12 protein-coding genes are annotated in these 16,957 nt (G+C 63.3%); 7 read left to right on the forward strand and 5 right to left on the reverse strand.

What is annotated here, in order from left to right; translation table 11 throughout:
- Positions 1-85 precede the first annotated feature (85 nt).
- Both IRI77_RS20405 and IRI77_RS20410 read right to left on the reverse strand, forming a co-directional pair.
- Complete coding sequence (locus IRI77_RS20405) at positions 86-2,155, reverse strand: chemotaxis protein CheA (protein ID WP_194446870.1); 2,070 nt, start codon at positions 2,153-2,155, stop codon at positions 86-88.
- Positions 2,145-2,540 carry an STAS domain-containing protein gene (locus IRI77_RS20410; protein WP_194446871.1) on the reverse strand — a complete coding sequence of 132 codons (396 nt, stop codon included), beginning with the start codon at positions 2,538-2,540 and terminating at the stop codon, positions 2,145-2,147. Before IRI77_RS20410 ends, IRI77_RS20405 begins: the two co-directional genes overlap by 11 nt.
- Before the next feature lie 363 nt (positions 2,541-2,903).
- On the opposite strand from IRI77_RS20410, the gene IRI77_RS20415 reads away from it, so the two are divergent.
- A complete protein-coding gene (locus IRI77_RS20415) occupies positions 2,904-4,523 on the forward strand; it encodes a SpoIIE family protein phosphatase (RefSeq protein ID WP_194446872.1) in 1,620 nt (539 codons plus the stop codon).
- Between the two features lie 18 nt (positions 4,524-4,541).
- On the opposite strand, the gene IRI77_RS20420 is transcribed toward IRI77_RS20415, so the two are convergent.
- From IRI77_RS20420 to IRI77_RS20430, 3 genes are read right to left on the reverse strand one after another with little or no spacing between them, the layout of a single operon-like run.
- Positions 4,542-5,756 (reverse strand): aspartate aminotransferase family protein, encoded by a 1,215-nt coding sequence (locus IRI77_RS20420; RefSeq protein WP_194446873.1) that lies wholly within the window; start codon positions 5,754-5,756, stop codon positions 4,542-4,544.
- Between the two features lie 50 nt (positions 5,757-5,806).
- Positions 5,807-8,233, reverse strand: coding sequence for a hypothetical protein (locus tag IRI77_RS20425; RefSeq protein ID WP_194446874.1), 2,427 nt, complete (start codon positions 8,231-8,233; stop codon positions 5,807-5,809).
- Between the two features lie 16 nt (positions 8,234-8,249).
- Positions 8,250-8,729 (reverse strand): hypothetical protein, encoded by a 480-nt coding sequence (locus IRI77_RS20430; protein WP_194446875.1) that lies wholly within the window; start codon positions 8,727-8,729, stop codon positions 8,250-8,252.
- A 411-nt stretch (positions 8,730-9,140) separates the two neighbouring features.
- Here IRI77_RS20430 and nusG point away from each other — a divergent pair, with 411 nt between their 5' ends.
- From nusG to IRI77_RS20460, 6 genes are all read left to right on the forward strand, one after another.
- Complete coding sequence (nusG, locus tag IRI77_RS20435; RefSeq protein ID WP_194446876.1) at positions 9,141-9,659, forward strand: transcription termination/antitermination protein NusG; 519 nt, start codon at positions 9,141-9,143, stop codon at positions 9,657-9,659.
- The gene (locus IRI77_RS20440) at positions 9,652-11,910 is read left to right on the forward strand and encodes a GumC family protein (RefSeq protein WP_194446877.1); all 2,259 of its coding nucleotides are present in this window, start codon (positions 9,652-9,654) and stop codon (positions 11,908-11,910) included. Before nusG ends, IRI77_RS20440 begins: the two co-directional genes overlap by 8 nt.
- Before the next feature lie 182 nt (positions 11,911-12,092).
- Complete coding sequence (locus IRI77_RS20445) at positions 12,093-13,385, forward strand: oligosaccharide flippase family protein (protein ID WP_194446878.1); 1,293 nt, start codon at positions 12,093-12,095, stop codon at positions 13,383-13,385.
- A complete protein-coding gene (gene glf / locus IRI77_RS20450) occupies positions 13,382-14,515 on the forward strand; it encodes a UDP-galactopyranose mutase (RefSeq protein WP_194446879.1) in 1,134 nt (377 codons plus the stop codon). The genes IRI77_RS20445 and glf overlap by 4 nt, the downstream gene beginning before the upstream one ends.
- Positions 14,508-15,554: a glycosyltransferase family 2 protein gene (locus IRI77_RS20455; protein ID WP_194446880.1), complete on the forward strand. Its 1,047-nt coding sequence runs from the start codon at positions 14,508-14,510 to the stop codon at positions 15,552-15,554. Before glf ends, IRI77_RS20455 begins: the two co-directional genes overlap by 8 nt.
- Complete coding sequence (locus IRI77_RS20460) at positions 15,497-16,951, forward strand: O-antigen ligase family protein (protein ID WP_194446881.1); 1,455 nt, start codon at positions 15,497-15,499, stop codon at positions 16,949-16,951. Before IRI77_RS20455 ends, IRI77_RS20460 begins: the two co-directional genes overlap by 58 nt.
- Positions 16,952-16,957: the final 6 nt, after the last annotated feature.

Below are 16,957 nucleotides of genomic sequence, written 5' to 3' on the forward strand. Positions count from 1 at the left end.
GGTCTTCTTCCACTGCCGCGGATTCGCTCACACGCACGTCCGCCGCCGCTCTCGCTGGTTGGACGCCATCTCGTGGTCTCTCAAGTCATGTGGCCGGCGCGTAGTCCGTGGTCTGCTCGCTCGCCATATCCGGCAACCTCGCGCCAGCCTGGAGGCAGCCTCTGGACCCTGTGCCGGTACCTGCCGCGGGGTTCGCCTGCGCCATCCTCACAATCGCGGGAATGTTGAGAATCAACGCCACACGGCCATCGCCCATAATCGTCGCGCCGGACACCACTTCGATGTCCCGGTAATATCCGCCCAGCGACTGGATGACCGTCTGATGGGTGCCAAGCACAAAGTCGACGACCATCCCCACCCGTTGCTCTTCATGCTGGACAATCACGACCTTCTCGATCGGCAGCGCCGCGCCGTCCATCCTGAACATGCGCCTCAGGTCGATATAGGGAACCAGCTCTCCGCGCACTGCAATCAGGTTTCGCCCGTTGCTGCGGCATCGTTGCGAACGCAATAGCTCGACATTCTCATTCACCACCGCCATCGGAACAATGAACTGATCGTTGCCGATCTGGATCAGCAGCCCCTCGATAATCGCCAGCGTGAGGGGCAGGGTGATGCTGATTCGTGTGCCCTTGCCACGTTCGCTGGTGATCGCCAGACTGCCGCGCAACGTGTCGATTTGCCGCTTCACCGCGTCCATGCCAACACCGCGCCCGGATACGCTTGTCACCTTGCTGGCCGTCGAGAACCCGGGCAGCAGGATCAGCCCCTGTAGCTCCCTTTCGCTGAGACTGGCATCCGCCGCAATCAACTGCTTCTCCACCGCCTTCGCCCTCACCGCGTCAAGATCGATACCCCTTCCGTCGTCCTCCACGCAAACCACGACGTTTGAACCAATGTGGGTGGCGGACAAGTGCACCTTTACACGCCTCGGTTTGCCTCTCGCCTCCCGCTCATCAGGAAGTTCCGCTCCATGGTCCAGGCAGTTGCGCAGGCAGTGCACCAGGGGCTCTCCCAATTGATCGAGGATGCTCTTGTCCAGTTCGGTCTCAGCCCCCTCCGTCAGGAGGTCTGCTTCCTTCCCCAACTCATTCGAGAGGTCATGAACAAGCCGGCGGAACCCTCCGAATAAAGTGCCGATAGGCAGCATCCGGATGCCCAGCACGTTATCGCGCAACTCCGCCACCAATCGCTCCAGTTCCTGCACGGGATTCGCCAGCTCCGGCAGCCTGTGCTGCGAAACACTTTGAGCCAGGCGCGACTGATTCATCACCAGCTCGCCCACAAGGTTTACCAACCGGTCCAACCTGCTCGATGGAACGCGAACAGTCGACTCTTTCGCCACGCTCTTCTTCGAGGATGTAGAATTGTTGGTCCGTGTGGCCGCAATGGCGCCTGGAACCTGGACCTCCGGTGCGCGAACGGTGCCCTTGACCACTCCCCCAGCGGGTTTCACTTCCAGGAGACACTCATCTTCCACAAAGATGAACACGTCCCGCACCGCGTTTTCGTCGCAGTTGGCAGTGAGCCGAATGCTCCACCATAAGTAACATTGGTCCGGCTGGATCCCATCCAGCTCCGGAACCAGATCGGTATGCGCCACCACCTCACACGACCCGAGGCGCCTGAGATCCTTGAGCAGCGCAAGGGGATTGCCGCCTCTCGCAAACAAGCCCGCGTTGGGCCGGAACTCAATCAGCCAGGCACCCCCTGATTCCCCACCACCAGCCGCACTGTCGCTCCTGGCAGCTGCGACAGCCGCTATTCCAGGCTCTCCGGCAGCGGCAAGATTCCGTGCCTCCTCAATCAGCCTCTCGCTGGATCCTTCCCGCACGTCGTCCCCGCCGAGTTCCGCGTCAAGCAGCAGCCGAATCTGATCCTTGGCCTTCAGAATCAGGGCCGCCAGTACGCCCGACACCGGAACCACTCCATCCCTCACCTGGGCGAGCAGGCTCTCGATGTGATGGGTAAACCCGGCCACCGCGTCCAACCCGCACATCGCACCCGACCCTTTGATCGTGTGGAAGGCTCGAAACAGGAGGTGGACTGTCTCTTCCGGCGCCTCTCCGGCCGCCATCGAAAGCGCCGCCGTTTCGATTTCCGCCAGCAGCTCCTCTGCTTCGTGCAGGAAAGTATCGACTGGGTTAGGTGCCATAGCCGTCTCCAGACTTCCTCTCGCCGGAATCGGGTTTGCCGCTTTCGAGCCCAACCTGCCCAGTGGGCGGATCACTCCCCGGGTTTACTTCGGTCATGCCCGTCTCATAGAGCGAAAGGCCGAGCCCCTCGCTGCACGCCTTGACGGCCGGCGAGGGCGAGGCCAGGTTCAGACGGCCGCCCAGCCGATTCGCGGTCTTCACGGCGGAACAGAGCAGCTGAAGCGAGGCCGGGTCGCAGTGAGACACCTCGGACAGATCCAGTTCGGAAATCGAATGCGCCCCGACAATCCCGCAAAGCGCATCGTGCAGCGCATCTCCGTCGGTGATCTCGATCGTTCCGCTGATCTTCCATTGCCAGCCTGACGCGGCCTGGTGCAGCTCCACTTCGTACTCCCTTCAACCGCTCCATCTTTCGGGCAGAGTTCCGCCTGTCCGCCATGCATTCCATCTGCTGGAACGGCGGGCGCCCCAATCGAGAGTGCCGCCTGGCTGCGCATTGCCCGGCCAGGCTCGAAGTCGCACCCTCGCCGGATCATATCGGCGGGGCACGGAAGAGTTTGCGATTTTTGCTGGGGGTCGTTGCGGTTCATGCCGCTAGGCACCGGCCTACTCTTGGGGGTGCACCGGCCTATCCCGGCGGCTTTCTTCTTCCTCCTCCCGTGCAGGGGTGGAGCTGCCTTCCGCACGGCGCCGAAACCGTGAGGGCCCTATCCAATCAGCCTTCACCTTGCGCGATAATCTAGCTCAATGCCTGAACTGGCAATTACCGCGCCCGACGGCAGCGTCCGCAGCTTGACGCTGGATCAGGGCCATCTCTCGTTGGGACGCTCCGGGGACAACAATCTGCCGTTCCCCGAGGACGACTCGCTCTCGCGCCACCACCTGCTTTTCGAATCCTCACCTGGCAACTGGTTTGTCACCGATCTGGGCAGCAAGAACGGCACCTTCGTCAACGGCGCACGGATCCCTAACCGCCGACCTCTGTCACCCGGAGACGTCATCTCCGCTGGCCGCGTACGCATCCAGTTCCGCTCCGCCGGACCGCCGCCGGCGCCCGCTCCCCCCATCTTCGATGAAGACAGCTCGCCATTCCGCTTGACCGCCTCCACCAATCTCGCCAGCGTCCTCTCCGCCCACGTCGCCGGCGCCGCCCGTTCCGACCGTACGATCTCCATCCTGTTGCACGCCGGCCGGGAACTCGCCGCTCGCCGCCCGCTGGCGGAACTGTTCCCGCTGATTCTCGATCTGGCGATTGAGGCCTCCGGCGCCGAACGCGGCATCGTTCTCACCCTCGACAACGCCACTCTCGTCGCGCGCGCCTCCCGCGGCGAAGGCTTCCGCATCAGCAGCGCCATTCGCGACCGCGTCATCGACCAGCGGGCGTCACTCCTCGTGCGCGATACCAGCCTCGAGGAATCGCTGCGCGACCGCCGCAGTATCGTCACGCAAAGCGTCCGCTCCTTCATGGCTGTGCCCCTTCAGACCGAAGACCGCGTCTTTGGGCTCATCTACGTGGACGCCAGCGAATTTGTCCACTCCTTCTCTCCCGGTGACCTGGACCTGCTCACCGTCATCTCCAATGTCGCGGCCATCCGCATCGAACACGAGCGGCTCGTCGACATCGAACGGCAGGATCGCCTGCGCGAAGCCGAGCTCGAACAGGCCGCGCACATCCAGCAGGGACTCCTCCCCGGCGCTCCGCCCGACCTCCCCGGCATCGACATGGCCGGCTTCAACGCCGCCTGCCGCACCGTCGGCGGCGACTACTTCGACTACCTTCTGACCCCGGACAACCGCCTGGCCATCGCCATTGGCGACGTCGCAGGCAAGGGGATGCCGGCCGCCCTTCTCATGGCGAGCTTGCAGGCCCGCGTCACCTCGCTGGTGGAGTCCGCGGTTTCCACCGCCAGCCTCGTGCGCAGCCTCAACCGCGGTCTCTCTTCCTACTGCCCCCGCAACCGCTTCATCACCTTCTTCCTCGCGATTCTCGATCCAGCCACAGGCGAGTTGCTCTACACCAACGCAGGGCACAATCCGACCATCCTGATGCGGAGCGCGGGGCAGGTGGAACTGCTGGAAGATGGTGGCCCTGTGCTCGCCATCCTGCCGTCGTTCCCCTACTCGGAGCACCGGACGCAGCTCCACCCCGGCGATCTGTTGTTCTTGTACAGCGATGGGCTCACTGAAGCCGAAAACACCGACGGCCAGGAATTCGGAGAGAGCCAGCTGATGTCGGTCCTCTCCGCAAACCCCACGGCATCCGCGGAAGCGCTGATTACTGCCGTCCGCGGCGCGGTCCAGGAATGGACCGGCGGCCGGGCGCTGGCGGACGACCTCACCATGCTGGCGGTCCGCCTGGCCCGTTAACTCGACAAATCCCGTCAGTTACTCCTGCGGCTTACCGTGCTTGAAGATTCGCGACAATCCCTTCAGAGCGCGATCCACTTCCTTCTCGGTAATGATGTAGGGCGGCAGCATTCTCACCACGTTGTCGTGCGTGACATTGAACAGCAACCCTAACTCCATGCCCTGCTTCACAAAGTGACGGCATGGAAAATCGATCTCGACACCGATCATCAGCCCGAATCCGCGCACGTCCTTCACAATGGAGTGCTTCTGCTGCAAGACGCGCAACCCGTCCAGGAAATACGCACCCACCCGCCGCATCTGCGGCAGCAGCTCTTCCAGGATCTCGTAGAACTCCAGCGCCACCCGGCACGCCAGCGCCCCGCCCCCGAACGTCGTCCCATGCATGCCCGGCGCAATCGACGCCGCGGCCTTCTCATTGCACAGGATCGCGCCCAGCGGCAGACCGCATGCGATGGGCTTGGCCATGGTCACGATGTCAGGCAGAATCGCCGGTTCGTGCAACTGGTAGGCGAAATGGGTGCCCGGACGGCCGATCCCGCATTGGATCTCATCGAACACCAGCAGCGCATTATGCTGCTCCGTCAGGGCTCTCGCCTTGCGCAGCAGTTCCGCCGGCATGGGATAGATGCCGCCCTCTCCCTGAATCGTCTCCAGGAAAACCGCCGCCGTCTTGTCCGTAATCGCCGCTTCCAACCCGGCTTCGTCGCACATATTGACGAACTTCACACCGGGCATTAACGGTTCGAAGTCCTTGCGGTACTTCGGCTGGCCCGTGATCGACAACGCGCCGATCGTCCGTCCGTGGAAGCTGTTCTCCAGGGCCACGATCTCGGTCTTCTCCGGATCGATCCGGCGCCCATGGGAATGCGCCATCTTGATGGCGCCTTCAATCGCTTCAGTACCCGAATTACAGAAGAACGTTCTCTGTAACCCGCTGGTCTCACACAACTTCTTTGCGAGTGGGCCCTGGTATTCGTGGTAGTACAGATTCGAGCTGTGAATCAGTTGCCCTGCTTGCTCTTTCATCACTCGCAAGATGCGCGGATGGGCATACCCTAACGAATTCACACCAATGCCGGAAATCAGGTCCAGGTAGCGCTTGCCTTCCAAGTCGGTCAGCCAGCAACCCCTTCCTCTCTTCAGCACCAGCGGATAGCGCCCGTAATTCTGCAAGAGATACGCGCGCTCCAGTTCCATCACCGCCTGCGTCGGCGAAGCCACGTTGTCCATTTATCTATGGTAGCGTCCTCTGCCCGGTTGGTCAGCGCAGCCCGCACCGGTCAGCGGACGATGAACCCATCCAGGTCAAGATAACAACTGGCGATCGGAATCTTGCTCACGCCTTCCGGAAACCGCAACTGCATCAGGTGCTCCCCTGGATTCCCGGCGTCGTACTCCGGTGACAGCGTCTGCCACTTGGTCTCCAGCGAGAACTCGTTCACAGGTTTCTCTTCGCCCTCGTCGATCGACACCAGCCCCGAACACCGGTTCGCCGCCGCCGTGTACTTCAACTGGATCGACCGTCCCCGGAACCGGATCAATAGCCTCGACCGCGTGTCGTTCGTGTACACCAGCGTGCCCTCGTACGCCTGCGTAAACTGCAAATCCCTCGACCAGCGCCCCGAAAAATGGCTGAACCGGGTCACTTCGTCGTATGTCCCCGGCGGCGCAAAAGCCGGAGGCGGCCCCTGCATCCCAGGCGCTGGCGGAGCCCACTGCCGCAATTCCATATCGCCAAAGGACGCCACCGGTTTTGTGAACGCATCCAGGAAATCTCTCGAATACACATTCGTCGCCGGCTTCGGACTCGATGCCGAGGGCGCGAGGAAATACTTGATCTTCAGATCCTGCGCCAGCCAGGAATGTCCCTCCGGCGAGGTCGACTCCCTCAGACGTGTTGAGAACAGGACGCTATGCCACGAATTGGTGAACGCATACCCATGGAAATCCGCCACCGCGTTGTTCTCCATCCACGCCGCCCTCTCGTTCGGATCGTGCGCGTTCAGCCAATCCACCAGCTTCCGCTCGGGCGCCGATACCGCCAGATACTCGTCCACCGGCTTACGGCTCAGAACCTGGTTCAGGGCGAATTCCCGGTGATACCACCCCGCCGACGGCAGGAAGAAGAGGTTCAGCACCACCGTCAGGCCCGCCGCCCAGCCCAGGGCTCGGCCCAGTTCGGGCCCGTGCGCCCGGAAGGAGGAGATCGCGATCCCAATCAGCAGGGTCAGCATCGGCAGCGCCGGGTACGCATACCTCAGGTTCGACTGCCGCGCGAAGGTTCCGGCCAACCCGGCCAGCCCGACCCAAAGCAAGACGAAGCCGGTCCTCGGCCACCGCCGCCTGACTCCGACCAGCGCCACCGGCACCAACAGAAAGAAGAAGAACCCAAAACCCCCGTCCAACCCTTCCAGATACCGCGACGTGTGGAACGTCAGGTCGTACCACAACCGCCACGAGGGCGGCGTCGCGAACCGGACATCGATGAAGTTCTTCTGGACGTCATACAGCGGCGAGTGGAACACCGCGTTGAAAAATGGGAAAACCGGATTCGACGTCCGCACCCACGCCGAAACGTAAGTGTAGCCCCCCACCAGCACCGCGATCGGCAAACCCAGCACCAGGTGCCGGAACTTCACCAGCACCACGGCGGCCGCCAGCAGCGGCAGCGCAAAGGCCAGCGCACCCAGCTTGGTCGCCATCGCGATCCCGGTCAGGAAACAGCACGCGTAGAAGTACACCCCGCGCCGCTCCTTCACGTGCACCCGCAACAGCAGCGCCGCCCCAAGCAGTACCACCGCTTCCAGATTCTCCACGAACAGCGAGCCCGTCACCTGCTGCGTCAGGGGCGTGGACAGAAACGCCGCCGCCAGCAGGCTCGCGATCCACCCCGGGACCCGCGCGTGCAGCCGCTCCATCAGAATCCACACAATCAATGCCAAAACGCCAAGATTCAGCAGCCGCGCCCCGTACTCCCCCGCCATCTGCCACCCGATGGAGTACAGGAAATCGCCGCCCATCGGCATCACCGCCCAGATAAACTCGTGGATATTGAAATTCCACGAATGCGCGTAGGTCATCCTCGACGGAATCACCGTGTGCATCGCCAGCCCGTCCGCGCTCACCTCCGGCTTCAGCACAACCAGCCAGTGGCAGGCCAGCGGGAACAGCGCCACCGAAAGCGGAGCCAGGTCGTGCGCTGTCTTGGGGTAGTCAAACTCCAGCGCCGGCAGCCATTGATAGCGCAACGCGTAGTAGATGGGGATCGCCGGCAGAATCCAGTACAGCGCCCGGTAATGAATCGGCAGGCCCGCCGTCACCAGGACGAAAAACACCCAGGTGGCCAGCCCCGTCAGCACCGCCATCTGCGGACTGCGCGCCGTGAACGCCGGATGCCGCCGGAACCAGATCCCGCCAATCGCGAAACACGATGCCCCGAAATACCCCACCGCCAGCGGAGCCAGGGGCCCCACCGCCAGCATCGTGTAGATCACCATCGACCCCGCCAGCGCCGGCAGATACCACCTAGGCGCCTTCAGCAGCATCACTCCGGTGAACAGGGCATAGAATACGGCGAATCCTGCGAATCGCGCCAGCCCAACCGGAGCCCACACGCTCTGCCCCGCCAGCCCGTTGTGGACGATCCCGAAGATCGTCAGGATCAACAGGACAGCCAGGACACCCCATGCCAAGGCGCGTTGTACCATTTTTTGGTTGACTCGGTTACTGAGCCTGGCGCGACAGCGGCTGCGGATCGTTCTCCGGAATCTCTCCGAAGTTGATCCCCTGCTTCGCCGCGTTTTGGATGTAGTAGCTCACCGTTAACTCCGCCGCCGACGTCTTCAGAATCTTGAACGTCCCCTTCAGCGGAGGCTTCAGGTCGAAACTCACCACCTCACTCACCAGCTTGCCCTCGAAACGGAAACTCACCTTCGGATTCAACTTCTCGCCCGGCGGCACCGCATAGGTGCATTCATACGTCCCCTGCACCTTGTCGCCTTCCTGCGTAATCTCCGCTTTCGCCGCAACCCATTGATAAACATCGCCATTCTTCTTGGCGTTCGGATTGGCATACACCCAGATCCCCGCCAGGGTCGGCAGCACCATCTGCATCGCCACGGGAGTCGCTCCCAGCTCTGGAGCGGCAGGCGCTTCCTGCCCGGCCAGGGCCTGTCCGGCGGCCAGCATAGTCAACAGGGGCACGGCTAGATATCGCATGGATGGAAAGACCAGTCTAACTTTACTATAGCGGGCTATCCTAGATCCTAGGATAGGACCTCGTCTAATTCTCCTCTTAGACTATACCTGTAGTCCTGACAACACGAGAGAGATCAGCGCCGCCCGCTCCACCTGTTTGGGTCCGACGCCCGCCGCAAACCTGCTCAAACGTAAGTTCCACTACACTTTACCCGCCTCCTCGCACTCCGCCCCGGCTTCGATTTCTCGTGAGAATAACCCGCCCCGCCGTCACGATATTGATGGAGGCTGTCCCGCCTACAGCATGGACAGAGTACCTCGCCTGCGTTAGGATTAGGAATTATTATTTTAAGGACGGTCGGCCCTTCGTGTAGGTGAAAATACTACCACTTGCATGGGGCTTGCTGAGCGGCAGCTTTGTCTCAAAACGAGCTATCTCACAATCCGCCAAACTGGTACGCCCTGCGCGTCCGGCCCAACGCGGAGAAGGCTGCGGCCGAAACTCTGCGCCTCGCCGGCCTGGAGGAGTTCCTCCCCCTCGCCCGCACCCGCCGCAATTGGTCCGACCGCGTCAAATTACTGGATATTCCGCTTTTTCCCGGCTATTTATTCTGCCGTGTTTCTCTCGATATTCCCTACCGCATCGTCGATACCCCCGGCGTCTTAGGCTTCGTCGGCTTCCACGGAACCCCGGAGCCTATCCCCGTCGCGGAGATCGACGCCGTCAAACGCATGCTCGACGCCCGCCGCCGCCTCCGCTGCATGGCCCTCCTTCGCGAAGGCCAGCGCGTGGAAGTGCGCGACGGCCCGCTCGCCGGCCTCCAGGGCGTTCTCGCCCGCATTAAGAACGAGAATCATTTGGTCGTACACCTCCACCTGCTGCAACGCTCGGTAGCGGTGGAATTGGAAGGGGATGCGGTAATTCCTTATGCCTGAAGATAAATTCGACGCGCTGGATCTCACCGGACCCGTGCGGCGCATGACGCCCGCCATGGCCTACCAGCAGTCGCCGCTGGCGCCCGCCACCGTCATCTTGTCGGAAAGCGATGCGGATCAGGTCTCCCTGCCCCTCTCGCACTACCTCTGGATCCTCCGCCGCCACGTCTGGAAGATCGTGGCGTTCGTCGCCGTCATGCTCATTGCCACGGCCGTCGTCAGCCTCCGCCTCACCCCCGTCTACGAATCCACCTCCACCCTCTACGTCGACCGCCAGGAAGCCAAGGGCATCGTCGGCCAGGAATCCCAAAGCCAGGCCTACTCCACCCTCGACGCCGAGTCCTTCCTCGCCTCCCAGATCCGCCTCATCCAGAGCGACTCCGTCGTCCGCCCCGTCGCCCAGCGCTACAGCCTCCTCGAACGCGAAAAGCAGATCAAGCAGGAGTCCGACACCGCCCGCGCCAAGGACGCCCCCATCCTCCTCAAGCAGCTCAAGGTCACCCGCCCCCCCAACACCTACCTGCTCCAGATCAGCTACCGCTCCACTGACCCCCAACTCGCCGCCGACGTCGCCAACCAGATCGCCCAAAGCTACATCGAGCACACCTACAACATCCGCATCCGCAGCTCCGTCTCCCTCTCCAAATTCATGGAGCGCCAGATCGAGGAACTCCGCGCCAAAATGGAATCCTCCTCCGGCCGCCTCGCCCAGATGGAGCGCGAACTCAACGTCATCAACCCCGAGGAGAAGACCAACATCCTCTCCTCCCGCCTGCTCCAGCTCAACACCGAATACACCAAGGCCCAGTCCGACCGCGTCGCCATCGAAGCCGCCTTCAACTCCACCCGCGCCGGCTCCCTCGAGTCCGCCCAGGTCTCCACCCAGGGCGAGGCCATCCGCCGCCTCATGGAGCGCCTGAACGAGTCCTCAGAACGCTTCGCCGAGGTCAAGTCCCACTTCGGACCCAATCACCCCGAGTACCGTAAATCCCAGGCCCAGGTGAAGGAGATCCAGGAGCAGGTCGACGCCACCCGCCAGAACGCCATCAAGCGCGTCGAGGTCCAGTACAACGAGGCCAAGGCTCGTGAGCAGATGCTCCAGAAGAGCGTCGCCGAAACCAAGAGCGAGTACGACACCCTCAACCTCCGCAGCTTCGAATACCAGCGCGCCAAACGCGAGGCCGACGCCGACAAGAACCTCTACGACGAGCTCGTCCGCAAAATCCGCGAGGCAGGCATCAACGCCGGCTTCCAGAACAACATGGTGCGCATCGCCGATCTCGCCCGCCCAGCCTGGAAACCCGTCTTCCCCAAGCTCAGCCTGAACCTCCTGCTCGCCCTGCTCTTCTCCACCCTGCTCGCCATCGGCGTCGCCATCCTCACCGACACGATGGATAACACCATCCGCGACCCCGAGCAGGTCACCCGCACCCTCAAGACCCACATCATCGGCACCCTGCCCGCCGTCAAGAACACCAAGGAGCTCATCCTGCCCGCCGTCGTCGACGGAGCCGGAGTCCTCCAGGCCGACGGAGCCCTGGTCAAAGTCCCGGGCAAGGTCATGGACCGCCAGTTCTCCACCTACGAAGAGGCGATCCGCACCATCCGCAGCTCCGTCCTCCTCACCGACTTCGACCGCCGCCTCCGCACCCTGCTCTTCACCTCGGCTACCGCCAGCGAAGGCAAATCCACCACCGCCGGCCACCTCGCCTACGCCCACGCCGAGCAGCAGAAGAAGACCCTGCTCATCGATTGCGACCTGCGCCGCCCCTCGCAGCACAAGCTCTTCGGCATCCAGCTCCACACCGGCCTGTCCAACGTCCTGAACGGCGAAACCAGTTGGCGCGACGTCATCGTCCACCCGGCCAACAACCCCTACCTCGACATCATCTCCGCCGGTCCGCCCAGCCGCCGCGCCGCCGACATGATCGGCACTTTACTGGGACCCATGATGGAAGAGATGGCCCGCGACTACGACCTGGTGATCCTGGACGCCCCGCCCCTGCTCGGCTTCGCGGAGAGCCTGCAAATGGCCAGTTCCGCCGACGGCGTCATCGTCGTGACCCGCGCCGGGGAAACCAGTCGCAAAGCGGTAGCCGCCGCCCTCTCCACGCTCCAGCACCTGCGAGCCAACGTGATCGGCCTGGTCCTGAATCAGGTCAAGAAGCACCACTCGGATCACTATTACTACTACGGCTACTACGGCAAATACTACAAGAAGTACCAGGCCGCCTCCGAATCCGCGACCTAAGGCGAGCGGGGACGTTCATCCTCGCTGGGGACGTTCATCCCCTGTCCCGAAACGTAGTCGACTCCAATCAGAGGCGACAATCGCAGGTGGACAGGGCGTGAACGTCCCCCTCCGCCGCACCCTCGAACCAGCCTCCAGCCGCCACGAACCAACCCGGCAAAGCCCGTCCACCCTGTAAGCCCGTGCCCACCCCGTCCCCCAGCCCGTCCACCCCGTCCTCCCTCCTGGGCGACCTCCTGGCCCTCTACGGCGTCCAGGCCATGAACTTCGCCGTCCCGCTCCTCACCCTCCCCTATCTCACCCGCACGTTAGGCCCGGCCGCCTGGGGCGCCCTCGTCTTCGCCGAAGCCTTCGCCCGCTACACCGCCATGCTCGTCGAATACGGCTTCCAGCTCTCCGCCACCCGCGACATCGCCCGCAACCGCCACGACCCCGCCCAACGCGCCGCCCACATCGGCGGAGTCCTCGGCGGCCAACTCCTCCTCGCCGCCGCCGCCCTCTGCGCCATCCCCCCGCTCCTCCTCTGGGGCTCCCCCTTCCAGGGCCGCGGCCCCCTCCTCTGGACCGCCCTCGCCTGGGGCCTCGCCCTCGCCGCCAGCCCCCTCTGGTACTTCCAGGGCATGGGCCGCATGAAGGTCATGGCCGGCCTCGACATCACCGCCAAAATCATCGCCGCCGCCGGACTCTTCCTCCTCGTCCACCACCCCGGCGACGAAGGCCGCGCCGTCGCCCTCCAGGCCGGCATGGCGATCCTCTCCACCCTCTCCGGCTTCCTCCTCGTCGCCCGCGAAACCTCTCTCCCCCGCCCCTCCGCTGCCGCCGGCTGGGCCGCCCTCCGCGCCGGCTTCAGCATGTTCCTCTTCCGCAGCGCCGTCAGCCTCTACACCACCGCCAACGTCCTCATCCTCGGACTCTTCGCCGCCCCCGCCGCCGTCGGCATCTTCGGCGCCGCCGAACGCCTCATCCGCGCCGCCATGGCCACCTTCGCCCCCCTCAATCAGACCTTCTTCCCCCGCATCTCTTACCTCATGCAACACGACCCCGCCGCCGCCCGCCGCACCACCCGCGCCTCGGCCCTCCTCATGCTCGCCCTCGGCCTCTCCCTCGGCATCTTCCTCGCCGCCGCCGCCCCCTGGATCGTCGCCATCCTCCTCGGACCCCGCTACGAGGCCGCCATCCCCATCCTCCGCATCCTCGCCCTCCTCGCCCCCCTCGTCGCCGTCAGCAACGTCCTCGGCATTCAGTGGATGCTCCCCCTCGGCCTCGAACGCGACTTCAACGTCATCCTCCTCGCTGCCGGCCTCCTCAACATCGTCTGCGCCTGCGCCCTCGCCCCCCGCTTCGGCGGACTCGGCATGGCCTGCTCCGTCGTCGCCGCCGAAGCCGCCGTCACCCTCGGCATCCTCATCTGCCTCCGCCGCCGCGGACTCAACCCCCTCGCGCCTCCGCGCACCTGGGAGCAGGCCGCCGCATGACCTTCGACTGGCTCATCGTCGGCGCCGGATACGCCGGCTCCGTCATGGCGGAGCGCATCGCCTCCGTCCGCAATCAGTCCGTCCTCCTCATCGATCGCCGCGATCACATCGCCGGCAACGCCTTCGACACCCTCGACCCCCACGGTGTCCTCATCCACCGCTACGGCCCCCACGTCTTTCACACCAACTCCGTCCGCGTCTGGGACTACCTCTCCCAGTTCACCGAATGGCGCCCCTACCAGCACCGCGCCCTCGGCCTCGTCGACGGCCAACTCATCCCCGTCCCCTTCAACCTCCAGTCCCTCCGCCAGCTCTGGCCGCCGGACGCCGCCGCCGCCCTCCAGGCCCGCCTCATCGCCGAATACGGCATGGACGTCAAGGTGCCCATCCTGCGCATGCTCGAGCACCCAGACCCCGAGATCCAGCACCTCGCCCGCTTCATCTACGACAACGTCTTCGCCGGCTACACCCGCAAACAATGGGACCTCGAGCCCCGCCAGCTCGACCCCTCCGTCATGGCCCGCGTCCCCGTCCACGTCAGTGAGGATGACCGCTACTTCCAGGACCGCTTCCAGGCCCTGCCCCGCGACGGCTACACCGCCATGTTCCAGCGCATGCTCAGCCACCCCAACATCCAGCTGCGCCTCAACACGGACTACCGCGCCCTGCCCCCCGGACTCGAGTGGCGCCGCATGGTCTACACCGGACCCGTCGACGAGTTCTTCGAACACCGCCACGGCCGCCTGCCCTACCGCAGCCTCCGCTTCGAGTTCCCTCACGTCCCCGCCGCCCAACACCAGCCCTGCGGCCAGGTGAACTACCCCAATACCGAGCTCTTCACCCGCGTCTCCGAGTTCAAACACATGACCGGCCAGGAAATTGCCGGGACCACGCTGGCCGTCGAGTATCCGCAGCCCCACGAACCGGGCTGCAACGAGCCTTACTACCCCGTACCGCGCCCCGAAAGCGCCGTCATCCATGAGAAATATCAGGCCGAGGTAGCCGCCCTCTCCGGGACCACCATCTTCATCGGCCGCCTCGCCGACTACCGCTACTACAACATGGACCAGGTAGTCGCCCGGGCCCTGAAAGTCTTCGAGGATTCCGTGGAGCCGCTCGACCGTGACTAACTCCTCCGTCCAGCCCGATCTCCGGCCCCTCCCCCTGCCGCCGCTCGCCCGGGATCCGCTGGTGTCCATACTCGTCGCGAACTACAACTACGCGCGATACCTGCCCGACTGCCTCAACAGCGTATTGCAGCAATCGTACGGAAACTTTGAAGTCCTCATTTGTGACGACGGCTCCACGGACGACTCGCTTCGTGTTCTCGCGGAGTTTGCGGCGAGCGACCATCGAATCCGGTTCATTGCCCAGCCAAACGGGGGAATGGCCTCCGCCCTCAATCGCGCCTATGAGCAGGCCAAAGGCCAGCTGATCGCGCTGATTGATGCGGACGATACCTGGCATGACTCGAAACTCGATCGCATCGTGCAGGCCTTCCAGCAGAATCCCGCAGCGGGCATGGTGACGCACCAACTTCGCGCGGAAGACACCGATGGCCGAATCGTTCGCCGGATCCTTCCACCGAGGCTCGACAGTGGTTGGCTAGCACCCCGCTGCGTCAACGGCGAATGCCTGCGTCTCCCCCCTTGCTCCGCGCTCTCGGTGCGATCGGAGGTCGCAAAGTCGATCTTCCCGATCCCGCCTATCTTCCGGAGCTCGGCCGACAGGATCGTGCAGGAGCGGGCTCTCCTCTATTCAGAGGTCGCGGCAGTGCCCGAAGTCCTTGCAATGTACCGCGTGCACGGCAACAACCTCACGGGCCTTGCCGGCCCCCTGGATTCCCTGTCCATTCAGAAGACGGTCGCATTCCTCGAGAATGTCTGGAAGGCTAGAGCGGAGTTTGTTTGCGAGATCCACGGCATCTCGCTACAGCCGGATCGTTGGCGAGTAGCGGAAGGATCCGAGTACCAATTGGCGCTCTCCCTTCTCGCCAAGGACGGGAAGGCGCGCCCGGACGTCAGTCTCATCTCCGATCGGAAGCGCCGGATTGCCTGGTCGATCCTCACCAGGCTGCCTGACGCCATCGCCATCCAGGGACTCAGGTTCTGGTGGAGACCGAATCCGGTAAAGCGGTTCACCGACTCCCTCAGTCGCCTTTTCTCCTAGCTATCCACGCGGCTCCTGCTTTCGGCCCTAGCGGGCAGAAGATCTCATCACCGGGCACGCAGCAACCCTTACCTCACATGCAGGTGACATTCCTACCCACGGGCGAAACCGTTATCAAGCTTTCGGGAGCATCGGCGCGCCACGCACCTGCCGACCCCAAGCCCCTGCCGCGCTACCTTTCGATTGCGGCCATCGCACTCCAGACGATTGCGCTGTTTAAACTGACGACGAGAGACCCACTCGCTACGGACCTGGGTCTTCAGGCGACATTCGAAGTAGCATGCACTGGGCTTTCCTTGTTCCTCGCTGTCTGGGCACAGCTCCTCTCGAAGCGCCGAATTCCGATCAAGCCGCCGTACACCCTCCTGGCCCTCGTCTATTTGATCTGCCTGGCCGCCAGCATCAACTCCTTCTATCCCGTCTTGAGCGCGGCAAAGGCGGGGTTGTACCTCGCAAACCTCTGCACCATCGTTCTTGCAAGCAGGCAACTCGGAGCAGACAGGACTCTGAACGTTATCTATTGGACGTTGCTCTCCGCTGTCGCCGTGGGCCTCTGCGTTGGGTTGTACCTGCCGGACATGTACCCGCTCTTCATCGGTGAGTACGGCAATTGGCGAAGCCGTCTGGCCGTCCTGGCTCTTCATCCGGGCCTGTTGGCCGAAATGGCGGGCATTGCGCTCCTGGTGGGCGCCTCGCCGCGAACTTCGAAACACTGGGCTACTCAGCTGTTTTTTGCGACCGTGCTCGTCCTGACTGTCGCAAGGACGAGCATCGTCGTAGCCCTCATTATTTTTGGAATTGCGATCGTCAAGAATCACACAGCCGTGGCACGCCGGGCCATTGTCGGGCTTAGCTACTGCTTCCTGTTCGCGCTGGTAGCGGCCATTCTCATCGCACTCCAGGGAGATCTCATCCAGCCAATTCTTGGCTATATGGACTCCGTCTATCTTCGGACTATCAATGACAGCACTCTGAGCGGCCGGAGCTTCCTGTGGGCTCCGGCTATGGACATCCTCCTCAACTCATGGGCTTTTGGCTACGGCATTGGGGGTGCCCGGGGACAACTACTGGCCACGGTTGCGTGGGCCGGAGAGGCTCACAACAGCTATCTGGATATCGGCTTGGCATGCGGGTTTGTAGGCGCCTCACTCTTCCTGCTCTCCTGGTTCATCGTAGTGAGGCAAGGGCTGCGGGATTTTGGCCGGAACTACTTCTATCGCCTCCTGATCCATTTGTTCCTGTTCGCCGTCTCATGGGTCGGCGCGCTCATGTCTCTTGGTGGGACGATCGGGATCCTAACTCTCATCGTCCTCGCATCTGAAGAACCAGAGACGAATTACGCTCAAATCATCAGGCGGGCCGAGAGCGCGCTCCGAGCCGCTGGCATCAAGTCGTAGTTACTC

The sequence above is a fragment of the Paludibaculum fermentans genome (assembly GCF_015277775.1).
Taxonomy (GTDB): domain Bacteria; phylum Acidobacteriota; class Terriglobia; order Bryobacterales; family Bryobacteraceae; genus Paludibaculum; species Paludibaculum fermentans.

Coding starts and splice junctions, on each gene's coding strand:
- glf (WP_194446879.1), top strand. CDS start 13,382: ATGACCTTCGACTGGCTCATCGTCGGCGCCGGATACGCCGGCTCCGTC.
- IRI77_RS20425 (WP_194446874.1), bottom strand. CDS start 8,233: ATGGTACAACGCGCCTTGGCATGGGGTGTCCTGGCTGTCCTGTTGATC.
- IRI77_RS20415 (WP_194446872.1), top strand. CDS start 2,904: ATGCCTGAACTGGCAATTACCGCGCCCGACGGCAGCGTCCGCAGCTTG.
- IRI77_RS20405 (WP_194446870.1), bottom strand. CDS start 2,155: ATGGCACCTAACCCAGTCGATACTTTCCTGCACGAAGCAGAGGAGCTG.
- IRI77_RS20420 (WP_194446873.1), bottom strand. CDS start 5,756: ATGGACAACGTGGCTTCGCCGACGCAGGCGGTGATGGAACTGGAGCGC.
- IRI77_RS20440 (WP_194446877.1), top strand. CDS start 9,652: ATGCCTGAAGATAAATTCGACGCGCTGGATCTCACCGGACCCGTGCGG.